This window comes from Pseudarthrobacter sp. NPDC092419 (genome assembly GCF_044755045.1).
GTDB lineage: Bacteria > Actinomycetota > Actinomycetes > Actinomycetales > Micrococcaceae > Arthrobacter.
In genome coordinates, this window is the sequence record NZ_JBIVQF010000003.1 from 223,625 (window position 1) to 238,919 (window position 15,295).

15 protein-coding genes are annotated in these 15,295 nt (G+C 60.1%); 9 read left to right on the forward strand and 6 right to left on the reverse strand.

Annotated features, from left to right (window positions below; genetic code table 11):
• Window positions 1-22: 22 nt before the first annotated feature.
• Together ACIQC0_RS06825 and ACIQC0_RS06830 are read left to right on the forward strand one after the other, a co-directional pair.
• Entirely contained in the window at window positions 23-895 is an 873-nt protein-coding gene (locus ACIQC0_RS06825; RefSeq protein WP_400533911.1) for an acyl-CoA thioesterase, read from the forward strand.
• Between the two features lie 13 nt (window positions 896-908).
• Window positions 909-1,676, forward strand: a complete 768-nt coding sequence (locus ACIQC0_RS06830) for an enoyl-CoA hydratase-related protein (RefSeq protein WP_400533573.1) — start codon at window positions 909-911, stop codon at window positions 1,674-1,676.
• A gap of 1,054 nt (window positions 1,677-2,730) precedes the next feature.
• On the opposite strand, the gene ACIQC0_RS06835 is transcribed toward ACIQC0_RS06830, so the two are convergent.
• The 4 genes from ACIQC0_RS06835 to ACIQC0_RS06850 all read right to left on the reverse strand — a co-directional run bounded on the left by ACIQC0_RS06835 (window position 2,731) and on the right by ACIQC0_RS06850 (window position 5,946).
• Complete coding sequence (locus tag ACIQC0_RS06835) at window positions 2,731-3,069, reverse strand: amidase family protein (RefSeq protein ID WP_400533576.1); 339 nt, start codon at window positions 3,067-3,069, stop codon at window positions 2,731-2,733.
• Window positions 3,063-3,416: an amidase family protein gene (locus ACIQC0_RS06840; protein WP_400533914.1), complete on the reverse strand. Its 354-nt coding sequence runs from the start codon at window positions 3,414-3,416 to the stop codon at window positions 3,063-3,065. The genes ACIQC0_RS06835 and ACIQC0_RS06840 overlap by 7 nt, the downstream gene beginning before the upstream one ends.
• A gap of 60 nt (window positions 3,417-3,476) precedes the next feature.
• On the reverse strand, window positions 3,477-4,721 hold the full coding sequence (locus ACIQC0_RS06845; RefSeq protein WP_400533579.1) for an amidohydrolase: 1,245 nt from the start codon (window positions 4,719-4,721) through the stop codon (window positions 3,477-3,479).
• 436 nt (window positions 4,722-5,157) lie between these two features.
• Window positions 5,158-5,946, reverse strand: a complete 789-nt coding sequence (locus tag ACIQC0_RS06850) for an IclR family transcriptional regulator (protein ID WP_400533582.1) — start codon at window positions 5,944-5,946, stop codon at window positions 5,158-5,160.
• A 99-nt stretch (window positions 5,947-6,045) separates the two neighbouring features.
• Between ACIQC0_RS06850 and ACIQC0_RS06855 the strand changes: the two genes are divergently transcribed.
• The 7 genes from ACIQC0_RS06855 to ACIQC0_RS06885 all read left to right on the forward strand — a co-directional run bounded on the left by ACIQC0_RS06855 (window position 6,046) and on the right by ACIQC0_RS06885 (window position 13,523).
• The gene (locus ACIQC0_RS06855; protein WP_400533584.1) at window positions 6,046-7,587 is read left to right on the forward strand and encodes a pyruvate carboxylase subunit B; all 1,542 of its coding nucleotides are present in this window, start codon (window positions 6,046-6,048) and stop codon (window positions 7,585-7,587) included.
• Window positions 7,577-8,107: an acetyl-CoA carboxylase biotin carboxyl carrier protein gene (gene accB / locus ACIQC0_RS06860; protein ID WP_400533587.1), complete on the forward strand. Its 531-nt coding sequence runs from the start codon at window positions 7,577-7,579 to the stop codon at window positions 8,105-8,107. The genes ACIQC0_RS06855 and accB overlap by 11 nt, the downstream gene beginning before the upstream one ends.
• Window positions 8,100-9,488 carry an acetyl-CoA carboxylase biotin carboxylase subunit gene (gene accC / locus ACIQC0_RS06865; RefSeq protein WP_400533590.1) on the forward strand — a complete coding sequence of 463 codons (1,389 nt, stop codon included), beginning with the start codon at window positions 8,100-8,102 and terminating at the stop codon, window positions 9,486-9,488. Before accB ends, accC begins: the two co-directional genes overlap by 8 nt.
• 437 nt (window positions 9,489-9,925) lie before the next feature.
• The gene (locus ACIQC0_RS06870; protein WP_377215710.1) at window positions 9,926-11,233 is read left to right on the forward strand and encodes an MFS transporter; all 1,308 of its coding nucleotides are present in this window, start codon (window positions 9,926-9,928) and stop codon (window positions 11,231-11,233) included.
• A gap of 314 nt (window positions 11,234-11,547) precedes the next feature.
• A complete protein-coding gene (locus ACIQC0_RS06875; protein ID WP_377215711.1) occupies window positions 11,548-12,180 on the forward strand; it encodes a biotin transporter BioY in 633 nt (210 codons plus the stop codon).
• 33 nt (window positions 12,181-12,213) lie between these two features.
• Window positions 12,214-12,915 (forward strand): energy-coupling factor ABC transporter ATP-binding protein, encoded by a 702-nt coding sequence (locus ACIQC0_RS06880; RefSeq protein ID WP_400533593.1) that lies wholly within the window; start codon window positions 12,214-12,216, stop codon window positions 12,913-12,915.
• Window positions 12,912-13,523 carry an energy-coupling factor transporter transmembrane component T family protein gene (locus tag ACIQC0_RS06885; protein ID WP_400533596.1) on the forward strand — a complete coding sequence of 204 codons (612 nt, stop codon included), beginning with the start codon at window positions 12,912-12,914 and terminating at the stop codon, window positions 13,521-13,523. Before ACIQC0_RS06880 ends, ACIQC0_RS06885 begins: the two co-directional genes overlap by 4 nt.
• Here the strand turns inward: ACIQC0_RS06885 and ACIQC0_RS06890 are convergent.
• Both ACIQC0_RS06890 and ACIQC0_RS06895 read right to left on the reverse strand, forming a co-directional pair.
• Complete coding sequence (locus ACIQC0_RS06890; RefSeq protein WP_377215714.1) at window positions 13,418-13,843, reverse strand: CHY zinc finger protein; 426 nt, start codon at window positions 13,841-13,843, stop codon at window positions 13,418-13,420. The genes ACIQC0_RS06885 and ACIQC0_RS06890 overlap by 106 nt on opposite strands.
• Window positions 13,844-14,771: 928 nt before the next feature.
• The gene (locus ACIQC0_RS06895; RefSeq protein WP_377215715.1) at window positions 14,772-14,918 is read right to left on the reverse strand and encodes a DUF4192 family protein; all 147 of its coding nucleotides are present in this window, start codon (window positions 14,916-14,918) and stop codon (window positions 14,772-14,774) included.
• Between the last annotated feature and the right edge of the window lie 377 nt (window positions 14,919-15,295).

A 15,295-nucleotide genomic window follows, 5' to 3' on the forward strand; every position in this document is an offset into this window, starting at 1 on the left:
AGTGAGCATGAACCTGTACGACATGGTGTCAGTGAGACGGGAGCCTGACCGCCCATGTACTTTCGTTGGAAACCTTGTTCCCGGACCCAAGGGCCGTATATTTGGCGGGCAACTCATCGGACAGGCGGTCATGGCGGCGTCAGCGACAGTAGAAGACATCTCCGAGCGGCTCGCTCACTCTCTTCACACTTACTTCGTACGCGCTGGTGACGCCTCCCTGCCGATCCACTATGACGTAGAGACGATTCGTGACGGACGCTCCTTCTCTGTGCGCGGCATCAGGGCGAATCAGAAGGGCAGGCTCCTACTCACAGCAACAATGTCATTCCATGCGACCCGCGTCGGCCTTGAACATCAGACCCGGATAAGTGGTAGGTATCCCGATCCGGAAGATTTACCCAACGCGAACCAAGGCCGAAGGACTTTTGGGTCGGACATTGACAGATTTGGTCACCGGGACTCGGTGGAATTGCGCCGGGTACCAAGCGAGCTTGATCCGGGAACATCTGGAGACAATGCCCGACAATCGTTGTGGCTTCGGGCTCGCGGTGCTACTGCCCGTCCCAATCACACGGACGCGGTGAGCAGCGCGGCCCTTGCCATGGCAACTGACTTCACAGTGCTGGAGTCCGTCATCTTCCGACACGGGTTAACGTTGTCGACTCCCGGATTGTCCCTCGCAAGCCTTGACCACTCCATGTGGTGGCACGCGCCGGCCGGCCTTGACGAATGGTTACTGTACGTGCAGGAGAGCCCTTGGGCAGGGGGAGAACGCGGCCTAGTTGTGGGGCGGCTGTACAACCGAGGAGGGGAATTGGTGGCGTCGGTTGCCCAAGAGGGGATGATCCGTGTCCCGGCCAGCGAAATCGTGGTTAAGGCTCACGATGCAAGATGAGCGGGGGAGCGAGGTGCTGGTCGAAGCCCGTGGTCAAATTCTGCTCGTCACCCTCAACCGGCCTGACGTACTCAATGCAGTCAACGGAGCGATGACCGACCAACTCAGCACAGCGCTGACGAGACTCGAAACGTCGCCGGAACTACGAATCGGTGTCATCACCGGTTCCGGACGGGCATTCTGCGCAGGACTGGATATGAAGGCTGTAGCCAGAGGAGCGTCCATTGAGGCAACTCGACATCCTACGTGGGGATTCGCAGGGATCGCCACGCGCAAGATAACAAAACCCCTAATTGCAGCGGTGAACGGCGATGCCGTGGGAGGTGGTCTCGAGATCGTGCTGGCCTGTGATCTCGCCCTTGCCGCCTCAACGGTACGATTCGGTCTTCCAGAGGTGAGGCGGGGACTATTTGCTGCAGGCGGCGGTGTGCACCGGGCATCACAACAGCTACCAAAGAAGATCGCATCCGATCTGCTTCTGACAGGCCGGCTCTTCACAGCTGAGGAAGCCGCGTGCTGGGGAATGGTCAATAGTGTCGTTTCTCCCGGCGATGTGCTGCCCGAGGCGATCCGCCTAGCCCAACTTGTTGCGGCAAACGCACCGCTTGCTGTGCAGGCAACGAAGCGACTTATCCGTGCGGCAACCCCAGGCTCCTTCACGGACGCGCCAACCATTGCGCTGACCGACATTGAAGCAGCCACTGTGTTCGCATCCAAGGACGCTTCTGAAGGTATGGCCGCGTTTGTTGAAGGTCGTCCACCTGTGTTTACGGGGCAATAACCGATATCCAGCGAACCTGCATCCTGCCTGCCCAACAGAATTCCCTGCCACAAAAAGTGATTCTCGGCAGGCCGCTGCCGGACATAGTCTCGGCATTTGCGTCGGAAGGTACACGAGACGGACTCTGTCAGTAGATCCGACCAGAAAAGCCCTATACCACCTACTCGGCGACCTAAAATTCTGCTCCTCGAGCTCAGACAGTAACAGCTTTGGCGCGAATCCGGACCAGTCCGGGCAGCATGTGGCCGCCTCCGAATGCCTATTCCCGGGACGCTTATCGCGGTGAGACGCACAGTGGAAGTGGTATTTTGGCGCCGGGTATGTACTTCACGGCCGATCTGAGCAGGGCCATTGTGAGCAACTCCGCGGGGGCAGGGATTGAAGCAGACGGGGCAAGGAAGTGCTGTGTACATTGTCCACACTCAAGGCTTCGGATCGGGCCTTACAGCAGTCGTACTGCTTCGAATTCCGCGTGTTTCCGCAGCTTCCCAGTGTTTGCAGGGCCTGGAATGCAGTTCGAGTCCCACCTCGGGCACAGTGTTTCCGCAGGTCAGGGGCTTTTCACATCAATGCTTGACCTTTGCAAAAATGAGTAGTGGCTGCAAACGGCTGATCCCAATCCAGAAACTTTATAGTCCAAGAACGTGCAGGTCCGAACAACTGGGGCCACATGGGCATCTAAGCCAGTGACGGCATGATGTATAGCGCGAAGACATGGCTATGAAATCTCCGCCTCCCTGAAGACCGGTCGATGGCTGGAGACCTTGCTGCCGATGAATACACCTCCAACTCCGCGCTTCTGTCGCAGGGGGCAGAATTGGTTCTGAAGCGCCACGCGCGCGGCGTGAAAGCAGCGAGGGCCCTCATTTTGTTGTGAATCATGACGCTGATCTGCTCAAGCGCCCTGAAGGCGCGTGACAGCGTAGCGGCGGCGTCCTCGAGATTGCGCCCAAATCGTCGAATCGCTGCAACTGGTTTGGACGCGCAGTACATCCTTTCCGACCAGGATGTCCAGCCGAAAACGGCCGACCAAGCGATCCGCAGACCAGCCAGGTCACTCTGCAATGGTTCCCCGAATCTTCCGCTTGTAACCGACAAGGAATAGGGCGCAGAGAATCCGGTCCGGTACGGAAGCCATGGCCAGCGCATGCCTCCACATCATTCCCGTCCGGGCCAGCCAGGGGCATGAGTTGTGGGTCAGCGCCAAGGGGATCACTCCCAGCGACGGCCGGAATCCGGAGATGTTGCAGAATGAGGCCGGGATGCGCGGGGACCCTCCCATATCGCTTCCGTCGCCGGGGGTTCGATGCGGGGGCAACGGGGCAGCCGCGCCCCCGCTGCTGCCCCGCGCGCTCACGTCCGGGTTGTACAGGTTGACCGTCGTGCCTAACACTTCAGCGACCGTGAGTGGTCCTGCCTCAGACGGGGCACGTTGGCCTTCCTTGTCGTTACGACGCCTGATGCGTTGAGCCGTGCGATGACCAGGTCCTCGACGTCAGGGACGAAATCCCGAAAAATGACGGACCCGTAGGTGGTTGGCGCCCCCTGAGTGTTTTTGGTGTCCTTATGGGCCATGGGCAGGCCGCGCAGCCGCGGGAGTTCTGCTCCGGACATGGTGAGACTGTCCGCGGCCGCGGCGAGCGCCGATGCGTCCTCACGGTCTTCGGTCACGACCGCGTTGGCCCGGCCGTCGACTTCATCGATGCGGGCGAAGTGCGCACCAGGGCCTCCGAGCAGAATTGTCCCGACGTCGGATAGCGAAGGTCAGATCGGTGGCCGAAAGCGAACCAGCGTCCGCCGTTACAGGCGGACCCGGGACGTCCCCATCCGGGACAGCAGGGCAGTCAAGGCTGCCCGGACTCCGGTGCTCAGCGTCGGCTCAACATCGGGGGCGAAATGCGGTGAATGGTTGCCCGGCAGGTCGCCTTCGGCGTCGAGCCTTTCTTGGGAGAAGGCGCCGAACATCCAGTAGACAGACGGTGCCCCGAGCACCTCGGCGAGCAGCCCGAAGTCCTCACTGCCCATCACCGGGGGAACGACGTTCACACGGTCTTCTCCCAGTGTTGCCTGGAGCTCGGTGATGAGGGCGTCTGCTGAGGCAGGATCGTTATAGCACTGGGGAAAGCTGGAAATCTCTTCAATGAGCGGTGCGGGCGCGCCGGAAGCGTCGGCTTCAGCGCGGATGATGCGCCGCAGGGATTCGAGCACGCGGGTGCGGACGTCGACGTCAAAGGTCCGGACGTTTACGGAGAACTCCGCCGTGGCCGGGATGATGTTCTCCTTCAGGCCGGCATGGAAAGTGCCGATGGTCACGACTGCGGATTTCATGGGGTGGATTTCGCGCGCGACGATGGTTTGGATCCGCACTACCATGTGGGCTCCGAGCACAATCGGGTCAATGGACTGTTCGGGCTGGGAGCCGTGTGCCTGGCGGCCCCTGACGGTGATCTTCCATGAATCTGCCATCGCCATCGCCGTGCCGCTGCTGATGTTGACACTTCCTGCCAGACCGGGCCATACGTGCTGGCCGTAGATGATCTCCGGTGTGGGCGCCTTGTCCCAGAGTCCGTCTTCAACCATTGCCTTTGCACCGGCGGCCGTTTCTTCCCCCGGTTGGAAGATGAAGACGGCGGTGCCGGACCAAGTGTCCTGGTTCTCGCTGAGAAGCTGCGCTGCCGTCAGAGCGACGGTGATGTGGGTGTCATGGCCGCATCCGTGCATGACGGGGACCGCCGTCCCGTCGGCCAACGTGCCTGTTTCGGTGCTGGCGTAATCGAGCCCTGTATCCTCCTGCATGGGAAGACCGTCAGTGTCTGCGCGGTAACCGACCACTGGCCCGTCACCGTTCCGGAGGACGCCTACTACGCCGGTGCCACCGCACAGAAACGCCTCCAGGCCGAGTGCTTGAAGCTTCTGCAGGATGAACTCGGCCGTCCTGGTTTCCTGCATGGACAGTTCCGGATGTGCGTGCAGGTGGCGGTACAGATCGTGCATTTCGGCCCGGCGGGTGTCGCTCAGCTCGAAGTATGTGGTGGCGGTGGTCATGGAGTTCCTTCCGATGGCGGGCGGTGATGAGTTGCGGATTCGGGTATGTCGCCACTGGCGGGCTAAGCGCTGCCAGATTCGTCATTGCTGTTCCTTGGCCCTCAGGCCAGGTGGTCCAGGCCGGGAACGGTGTAGTCCGGAGCCTGAAAATATCCGGGGTAGTGCCCGCCGGACCGGTTGATCCACGCCGTGCCCAGGCCGGCCCTGGCCGCTCCATGAATATCCTAGGGATACCGGCCACCAGCAGCATTCACCGGGCGCTGTTCCGCCCGCGGATGCTTCGTACTCCTAGGCGGGCTCGTCCAAATTTCCAGGACCGTGGGTCGCCAGGGTGAGCAGTAGATCAAAGCTGTCCCTGATCCCGGCATCTGCGAAGAATATTTCGACAACCCGCTGAGAGATGTACGGCGACCGGCCTGATATCGTGGCGCCGTACCTACTGCTGCGCCAAGGAGACTGCTGAGAGGAGAGCCGCGACCAGCGCTGCCTCAGTACGCTCGTAACGGCTGGATGGAACCGTGACCGCCAAGGCAGCGGCGACGCGTCCGTCACTACGGATCGGGGCGCTCAAGGACCGAACATCCTCACGGTATTCGCCACGGTCGTAGAGGATTCCGGTGCGTCGTATCTCGGCCAGTTGGGCTTCGAGACCGGCGCGGTCGCTCACCGTCATCGGGGTGAATCGGGTGTATTCATGGTTGTCCAGGATCGATGAGCGCTGTTCCTCGTCGGCGAAGGCGAGGAGGACCTTGGCGCTTGCTCGTGCGTGCACATCACCCGTGAATCCCACTTCGAGGCCGGCGACCCGCACGGCCTGTGATCCTTCAACCGTGGCGAGGATGCGGATCTCCCCGCGGAACCAGCCGGTGAGATATGCCGTTTCACGTGTGGTCTCGGCGAGTTGCCTGAGGGCCTGTCTGTGTTTGGCGTCGACGCGTACGCGCAGGCCGGGTGAGTTCGCGATATCGATGGCGCCCAGGCCGAGGGTGTAGCGCTTGCCCGACTCCTTGCTCAGTAGTTTTTCTTCCTCAAGTGTCGTGAGCAGATGGTAGGCCGTGGGCATGGCGAGGCCGAGGCCCGTCGCGACCTCAGTTGCGGTGAGTCCTTGTGCTGATCGAGCGACCGCGAGCAGGATGCGCGAAGCCCGCGCGACGGATTGGATCACTTGGCGTTGTTTTAGGGGTTCACCTTCGCTCGTCCACGCTGCAGTCATTGCTTCATCCATTCCGCTTGCCTCGAAAAATAGTTGACTTTGTTAGCCGGGTCACCCCATAGTATGGCAGATCCTGAAACTAACTTTCACTATATTGATATGAGGAGAGCCATGTCGACTAGCACCACACCGTCGATTACGTCGGTAATGAGTCTTGGTGGGCGTCCGGCGGGCAGCCGTCGGGAGATCAAGATTATTGATACGACGTTGCGTGATGCGCATCAAAGCCTGTGGGCGACGCGGATGCGGAGTGATCACATCGTTTCGATGGCCGGTGAATTCGACAAGGTAGGTTTTGACCAGGTCGATCTGATGGCGCCGATTCAGTTTGATGTGGCGGTGCGCTATCTGAAGGAAGACCCGTGGGAGCGGGTGCGCCTGGCGCATGAGCATGCTCCCAACACCAGGTTCAGGGCGTTGATCCGTTCCAAGAACATTGCTGCGTTTGATTTCCTAGCCGACGATGTCATCGAAGCCTGGGTCGAGAACTTGTACGCCAATGGGTTCAGGGTGATCGGCTCGTTCGATGGACTCAACGACATCGACAATATCGCTCCGGGCCTGATCCGGGCCAAGGAGCTGGGAGCGTCCACGTTCGGGGCGGTTTCGTTCTCTGAGAGCCCGGTGCACACTGACGAGCTCTTCGTCGCCAAGGCCCTGGAGCTGATTGAGAAGGCTGATGTCGATGCGATCATGCTCAAAGACGCCGCTGGCCTTTTGACGCCCGACCGGGTCCGCACTCTGGTTCCTGCGCTCAAAGAAGCTATTGGCGACCGGACTCTGGAGCTGCACAGCCATTGTCTGACGGGGCTGGCGCCGCTGGTTTATCTGGAGGCGGTGGAACTAGGCTGCGACGCGCTGCATACCTCTGTCGGTCCCATGGCCAACGGTGCCGCGCAGCCGGCGACGCAGGATATTGTGCGTGATCTGCGGGCTCTCGGGTATATGGTCAATGTCGACGACGACATCATCGATACGATCAGCGGGAAGCTTTCAGCCATTGCTGAGGCGGAGGACAAGCCGGTCGGCCATCCCGTCGCGTACAGCGGCCTGCACTTCATGCATCAGCTTCCCGGGGGCATGCTGTCCAACTTTCACTCCCAGCTGGCAACCGCAGGCCTTTCACATCGCTTCGATGAGCTGCTCCACGAAGTGGCCCGGGTGCGGTCCGAGCTGGCCTTCCCGATCATGATCACCCCCTTCGCCCAGTTCGTGGGGACCCAGGCGGTGATGAACGTGATCTCAGGTGAGCGTTACTCAATAGTGCCGAACGAAATCAAGAAGTATGCCCTGGGTTACTACGGCACGCTGCTGGCGCCGATTGACCCGGAACTGCACGCCAAAATCGTGGCCAACGGCGCATCGAACATCGCACTCGAACCCGCCCCGGTCGCGCCGATGCTCCCCGACCTGCGGAAGCGCTATCCCGACGAGAGCATCGACCTGCTGCTCCTGCGCGCGATGTTCGCCGGCACGCAGGTCGACGAAATGAAGAAAACCGTTGCAAACGGCGGAAACGCCGATGAAATCCCCCGGCCGCTTCTGGACCTGATCAAGGCGATCCATCAGAAGAGTCAGACCGGCAGCCAATCGCTGCGCGCAGGAAATCTGCAAATCAGCATCAAAAAAGGAGAAAACGAAAATGTCGCTTAACCCGCCCGATATCGCGGAACTCAAGGCCATCGTTGACTGGGCGAACCTCACCCAGGACGTCCGCGAATTGTCCCTCAAGTTCGGCGACGTGGAGTTGTTCGTCTCCCGCGACCAGCAACAGCCAGCCTCGGCTTCGGCACCCGCTCCCGTATCTGCGGTTGCTCCGGTCGTTGCAACTCCGGCACCCGCCCCGGTCGCCGTGCCTGCACCGGTCGAGACGGCACCGCCGGCAAACTCCCGGACTGTTCCCTTCTCCGCCGACGCACTCGCCTCCGATGAAGTGCTGATCAAGGCACCGATGGTCGGAATCTTCTATGCGGCCCCGAAACCCGGTGCCCCTAACTTCGTTTCGGTTGGTGACAGTGTCACTCCCGAGTCGGTGCTGTGCATTGTGGAGGTCATGAAACTGATGAGCAACATCGAGGCGCAGGTCGAGGGCACTGTCGTGAGGATCCTGGTCGAGAACGAGCAGGCGGTCGAGTTCGGTCAGCCCCTGATGGTGATCAAGCGCAATGGGTGAACCACTGAAAAGCGTGCTCATCGCCAACCGCGGTGAGATAGCCCTGCGAGTTATCAGGGCGTGCAAGGAATTGGGCATCCGCAGTGTCCTTGCCTACTCCGAAGGAGACGCCAACTCCCTGCCCGTAAAACTGGCGGACCAGGCCGTCTGCATCGGGCCAGCGCAAGCGACGGCCAGTTACCGGAACCGGCGCGCGGTCATCAGCGCGGCATTTGCCTACAAAGTGGACGCCATCCATCCTGGCTACGGTTTCCTCTCCGAGAACGCGGACTTCGCCGCACTGTGTGAAGAAGAGCAGATCGGTTTCATCGGTCCCGCTGCCGGCATCATCCGCCGCATGGGAGACAAAATCGAAGCCAAGAAAATCGCCCGCCGGGCAGGGGTGCCCACCGTTCCCGGTTCACTGGGCGCGATTGCTGAATACAGCGAAGCCCTCGCCGTGGCCAGCGAGGTCGGCTACCCCCTCCTGATCAAGGCAGCAGCCGGCGGCGGCGGGCGCGGCATGCGCGTCGTCGAAACCGCCCAGACGCTGGAAAAGGATCTCACGGAGATCATGTCGGAGGCCGAGGTCGCGTTCGGTGACCCGTCGGTCTACATCGAGCGTTACCTCACCGACATCCGGCACATAGAAATTCAAGTGATCTCCGACGGCCAGACCGTGCTTCACCTAGGGGAGCGTGACTGCACGGCGCAGCGACGCAATCAAAAGCTCATCGAGGAATCACCCTCCCCGGTCTTGACTGCTGAGCTCAGGCAGGAGATGGCCGACGCCGCAGTCGCGCTCTGCCACGAGGTCGGGTACAAAAACGCCGGGACCGTGGAGTTCGTTTTCGATAACGTCGAGCGCAAGTTCTACTTCATAGAGATGAACACCCGGATCCAGGTTGAACACCCTGTCTCCGAAATGGTCTCCGGCATTGACCTCATCAAGCTCCAGCTGCAGATCGCCGGCGGAACGCTGCTGAACCTGACCCAAGACGACATCGTCATCACTGGCCACGCCATCGAGTGCCGCATCAATGCCGAAGACCCGGAGAATAATTTCGTCCCACGCCCAGGAACAATCACAAGCTTCCGTGCCCCTGGTGGCTTCGGGATCAGGATGGACACCCACATCGAAACCGGGTACACCATCCCGCCCTACTACGACTCCATGATCGGCAAACTCATCTGCTGGGGCAAGGACCGCGACGAGGCCATCGCCCGAACCATGCGCGCCCTGGACGAACTCGTCATCGAAGGCATCACCACCACAGCACCCTTCCACAAAAAAATCCTGGAGACGGAGAAGTTCGTAAGCGGAGACTTCAACACCGCATTCGTCGCCCAGTTCCTGGAGACAGAACGAGCAGGAGGAGAGTTCGCACTGCTCCAAACATAAACTGGCGGATAACCGCGGACAGTGACAGGGGCCGCAGACTGCTCACTGGGCAGCACGAGGCAAGCATCTCGGCCTGCCGCCCAGTTGTGGAGTCTTGGGTGTCTTTGGGCCAGAACTCTTTTGCAGGCACTATGAGCAGCCCTCAAAGTTTGCCTGACGCTCAGTATGACCTGGATTCGGACTAGCTAGTGCCCGATCGATCGGTACCACAACTTTTCACCACACGACAACGGACCGCTGCGCTGACCCGGCTACGAAGACGTCTTCGGACGGCGTGTATCCCGAGTCGCCGAGGCGATGCACACCGAACCATGCGATGCCTTAAATATCGTCCTGACTAACCTTTGCCGTCTGGTTAGGAGGGGTATGGGCCGGGGGACCGGACCGGGAATCAACGACAACAAACGACGTCGCACGACTACAAAGGAATCTCTTTCATGGCACTTAACCTCAATGTCGAGCAGCCACCAACGGCGGCGGGAGCAGCCGCTATCAGACGACGTTCCATGATGGCCAGTACGGTCGGCAACATCTTGGAATGGTACGAATGGAGCGCCTATGCGGTGTTCGCGCCCTTCATTGCGAAGGCAATGTTTAACTCAACCGATCCCGTCTCTGCATTGCTGTCAACCTTGGCGGTATTCGCGGTTGGTTTTCTCATGCGACCACTCGGCGGCATCATCTTCGGACGCATCTCCGATGTGAAGGGCCGTAAGTTCGTGCTGATAACAACGATGCTCATGATGGCAGGCGGGTCGTTGCTGATTGGTCTGATGCCCACCTACGGTCAGATTGGCGTTGCAGCTTCCGTTCTGTTGCTTCTCGCCCGCGTTGCCCAGGGATTTGCGCATGGCGGTGAATCTGCGACTGCCAACACATACATTGCCGAGATTGCACCCCACAATAAGCGAGGTCAATGGGGCTCAATTGTGTTCGTGGCGATCTTCGGCGGATCTGTCCTTGCCTTTTCAATCGGTGGCGGGGTCACAAATGTGCTCTCCAACACGGAAGTTGCGGAGTGGGGATGGCGTATTCCGTTCCTCTTCGGCGCCGTACTCGCTCTTGCCGCACTGTACATGCGCCGGGGCATGAGTGAAAGCGAAGTCTTCGACGGACAGCAGGAAACGCGGGCTGTCTACACGGTGCCGCCCGTGGACCGCAAAAAGGTCGTGCGGTCCATTCTGATGATGATCGGTATGACATCCGGAATCACAGCAGCTCACTATACGTGGACGTCGTACGCGTCCACCTACGCGATCACCAGGCAGGGCATGGATGCCGAAGGAGCCTACTGGGTTACTGTTCTCGCGCAATTGATTGCACTGGTTTCGCTCCCTCTTTGGGGCAGGTTGTCAGACAAGATCGGACGCCGCCCTGTCCTCATCGGCTTTGCACTCGCGATGATCATCGCCCAAATCCCACTGATGAGCATGATCAACTCCCAGCCCTGGACGCTGTTCGTTGCTTCCACAACGGCTCTCCTCATCGTGGGCGCTTCCGGCGCCCTGCTCGCGTCCGTTCTTTCCGAAGCATTCCCAACCAGGATCCGGACGCAGGGCATTGGTTTCGCGTACTCATTCTCGGTTGCAATTTTCGGCGGCACAGCACCTTATCTCAACGCACTTTTCAACAGCTGGTCTCTGGGCTGGATGTCGAATGTCTACATAATGATCCTTTGTGCAATGACGGGCTTCGTGGTCTACAAACTGCGCGAGACCAAAGGTATCGACTTGAAAGACGCCTAGCAGCTCAGTTCGATGGCACCTGCCCCTTTGGCTTCCAGCTAAAGGGGCAGATGCCTTTGCAACGGTACGGTGCGGTGTCGATTCGCACATAGTGAGCGCGTACAACAGGGAAGCTTTCACGCCTTGACACGGCCGTAGCCCCCACGTCGCCGTTACCGAAAGGGATCCTCGAAGGCGACGACGTCACTGGGGGTCGGGTGCCGCCTTTCCATCAAACATCTGGACAAAACATAGGCAGTTAGCCCCGCGTTGAAGTCTCCTCGAAAAAAGACCATACTCGCCGTGACGCCGGAGTCGTGGCTGAAAGGATATCCATGTCACGTAATTCCATTGCCAAGCAACGGGCCGAGCTGTGTTCCCCCGGTCGACGCCCCTTGCTGTTGCCGCGAGACCTGGGACTTATTGCCCTATTCGCGGCGCTCATAGCAGCCCTGGGATTTGTAGCGGTTCCGGTTGCAGGTCTTGCAGTGCCGATCATCCTGCAGAACCTCGGCGTGTTCCTGGCTGGCGCCGTTCTCGGTGCTCGGCGGGGAACGCTGACCATCGTGACCTTTTTGGCTCTGGTTGCAGCAGGTCTCCCGCTGTTGTCCGGAGGCCGGGGAGGTATCGGCGTGTTCATGACCCCGTCATTGGGTTATCTGCTCGGGTGGGTCGCCGGCGCCTTCGTTATCGGTTTTATTACGGACAGGATCCGTTCTGGAAAGCGCTATTTTCCAAAGGTGCTGACCGCCGTTCTGCTCGGTGGAGTGCTGGTCATTGACCTGCTCGGAGCGCTGGTGTCGCCCCTGTTCACCGGTTTGGATCTGGGCGTCACCTTGGTCGGTTCGGCGGTATTCCTTCCCGGAGACATCCTTAAGGCAGTACTGGCCGCGTTGGTAGCCGCTGCAGTGCATCGCGCCTATCCGGTTCCGCCTGCAGGTGTCCGGCGAGGCGAAAGGGCGGTCTAGGGTCGCTCGTGGCAGCAGGAAGGACGTGTGTGCATGATTTCTCTGCAAAATGTCAGCCATGACTTCGACGGATTCCAGGTGCTCCGGGAAGTAAACCTCGAACTTCACGAGCACCGGATCGCCTTCATTGGCGCCAATGGCAGCGGCAAATCCACCTTGGCCCGGACGCTAAATGGGTTGTTGGTCCCGCGGCGCGGATCCATTTCAGTGGATGGTGTTGATACGCGCAAGGACGCTGCCCGGGTTCGTCGCAGGGTCGGTTTCATGTTTTCAGATGCAAATCACCAGATCATCATGCCCTCTGTTGCCGAGGACATCGGTCTGGGGCTACGGGGACGAAAACTGTCCAAGCTGAAAAAGGCCGACATCGTGGCCGAGGCCCTGGACCGTTACGGGCTATCGGGACTTGCCGCCCACTCACCCCACCTTCTTTCCGGAGGGCAAAAGCAAATGCTCGCCCTGGCCTCCGTCCTGGTCACCGATCCGGAGATTCTGATCTGCGACGAACCAACTACCCTCCTTGATTTGCACAACGTCCATATCTTCCTCGAAACCATCGGCGACTTGAGCCAGCAGATCATCCTGATGACTCACCATTTGGAAATCATTGAGGATTTCGATCGGGTCATTGTCATGGATCGGGGGCAGGTTCACTTCGACGGATCGCCACAGGAGGCTGTTGCCGCTTATCGGCGCCTGATCGGCTCCCGTCAAAAGAAGAACATTCACCTATGACCGGTCTCTATGTCGATAGTGCTTCGGTCCTGCACCGGACGCCAACGTCCGTGAAATTCCTGCTGCTGTCCCTGATTCTTGCAGGTGTTTTTCTCGTAGAGAATCTGTATGCGCTGGGCGGCATTCTGCTGTTCAGCGTGCTGCTCTACCCAGTCGCCGGCATCCGGTTGCTGTTCGCTTGGGCGGCGGTCCTACCCGTGATTCCTTTCATAGTGCTGACGGTCGCAGCCCAGATGGTGTTCAGCAGTCTGCACGGTGGGGCAGTGTTCGGGGTCCGGATATGCGTGGCCGTTCTTCTGGCGAGCCTGCTGACATACACCACCCGCAGCAGCGACATGCTGGACTTATTCGGTAAAGTTCTTGGACCGTTGCATCATGTCGGCGTCAGCCCCTGGCGGGCCGGCCTGGTGCTGTCGCTTACGGTACGCGCGGTTCCGATGCTGTCAGCGTCTATCACCACGGCGCGGGAAGCATTTGTGGCCCGCGGTCAAAAGGCCGCCGGCTATGAAATTGTGGTTCCCGTTATCGTCGGGCTGATCCAGTCTGCCGAAGCCATCGGTGATGCCATCTCAGCCCGAGGCCTCGAATTCGACGTTTCTGAGGCCTGATCCTCAGGCAGGACATCAAAATAGAGGTGGGCGTGATTCCTGCATGCTTCGTTGAACTCCGCCTCGCATGATAGGCAGCGGGTGCTTGCACGGTAATCAGCAATGGTCAGCTCTGCCCGGCAGACGCCGCAGAGAATGGCGCGCTCTTGCCATTGATCCTCCGGCCACACCTGGGCGGGATGGCCGGAGGATTCTTCATGGCACCGGAAGCACGGATAGTACTTTCCGCAGCAGCGAAACTTGATGGCGACGACGTCCTTGTAAGTCCGGTAGTGAACACAGCGCGTCTGCTCATCGATGGGTTTCCCGTAAACCTCCATGGAGTCCTTCCGGTCCTGTTACGGTGCACAAGTTCTTGCGTGCACACCAATCCCGCCGAACGCCGAGCTCTGGAGTGCCAACCATACCCATCTTACTTTTTCACTGCCAGCACTGGGGGCTACAGCGCCAGTGAAGGAACGCTCCCGACATCCCAGCGGTTATCTTGGCCCCTCTTAGATGGCGTATCCCGCGGTTCCAGGACCGTTTGCGCGTGAACCTTGAAGGCGGTGAAGTTCGGGCCAGGATCCTGTCAGGCTTCAGATTCATTGGGTCCCGCCGCCTCAGGCTGTAATACCTGCTTGATAACCGTGCTCTCGCAGTGGCAGCAGATGTCGGGCGACCTTCACTCAGGGACTTCAGCGGGGGAGGCTATCAGCTGCAGGGCGCGGGCCATGGCCTGTTGGCAGGCTTGGGCCTGGTGTTCGCGGTGGCCGACGGTAGAGGTCGCGTGCCCATTCGAATTCCTGGGCTGCTTCGCGGTATCTGGCTTCGTCGAATAGGCGGAGTCCGATTTGGCGGCGGACCAAGGCTTCGCGTCAAAGTGGCGTTCGACGGCGGCCGCGTTAGCAGTTGCCTCTCGGCTGGTCGGGAGGGTGATTTGGTTGTTGGGTTGGATGGCGCTGCCGCGGTAGATGAATTCGGCGTTGATGGCGCTGGCCTGGGTGGAGCTGACGGGCAGGCGAGCTCGTGGCCGGGTTCGTCGTCGTAGGGGGAGATGGTGTCGTCTCCGACGAAGAGCCCGTCGCGGATGGTCATGCCTTGTTCGGCGAGGACTCCGGTGAGGGCGGTGATGGTGCCGGCGTGGGGTTTGGGATGTCCGGGTTGGCAGGGTTCGCGGGTGTAGAGGGGGAAGAGGATGGATGTGGCGGTGGTGTCGGCCGTGAGGTAGTGGGCGACGGTGCGCGCGTAGGGGAGCTCCAGGCCGGCCTAGCGGGGCATGTCGATCCGAAGGGTGGCACTGATGCTGTTCTCGTTCAGGGTAATGCAGACCAAGCTTTCCTTCGGCCAGAAGCCGAGGGTGTGCCCGATGAAGCTGAGCACATCCGGCGGTGTCTTGATGGCGAGCTTTTCCATGATCACTGTTCTCCTAGACCCCCTTGCGTCGACATTGTTCTGCGGTTGTCGGTGGTGGGCGTAGTTCTCGTAGGGGACCATCCGCTGGGTTGAGCCTGAGTGCAACTTGGGGGATCGGCAACGGGGCCGAAAACTTCATCCGCAGGCACTGCTTCTACTGCGGGTGTGGGGAAGTTTTCGGTTCCGGGGCCGGCGCGGTAGCGCCTTGGTTGCGCGGAGGGCCCGCCCAGCGATCATGGGACGTATCAGAATGACAAGCAGCCGCGCATTCATTGGCGCGCGGAGATCAGGCGGCATGGCCGGCGCGGGATGAGTGCGGACGGTATCGCTGTCTTGCCGGTCGGAAAGAGCCGGGGAATGATTCTTGGGTCAGGCTA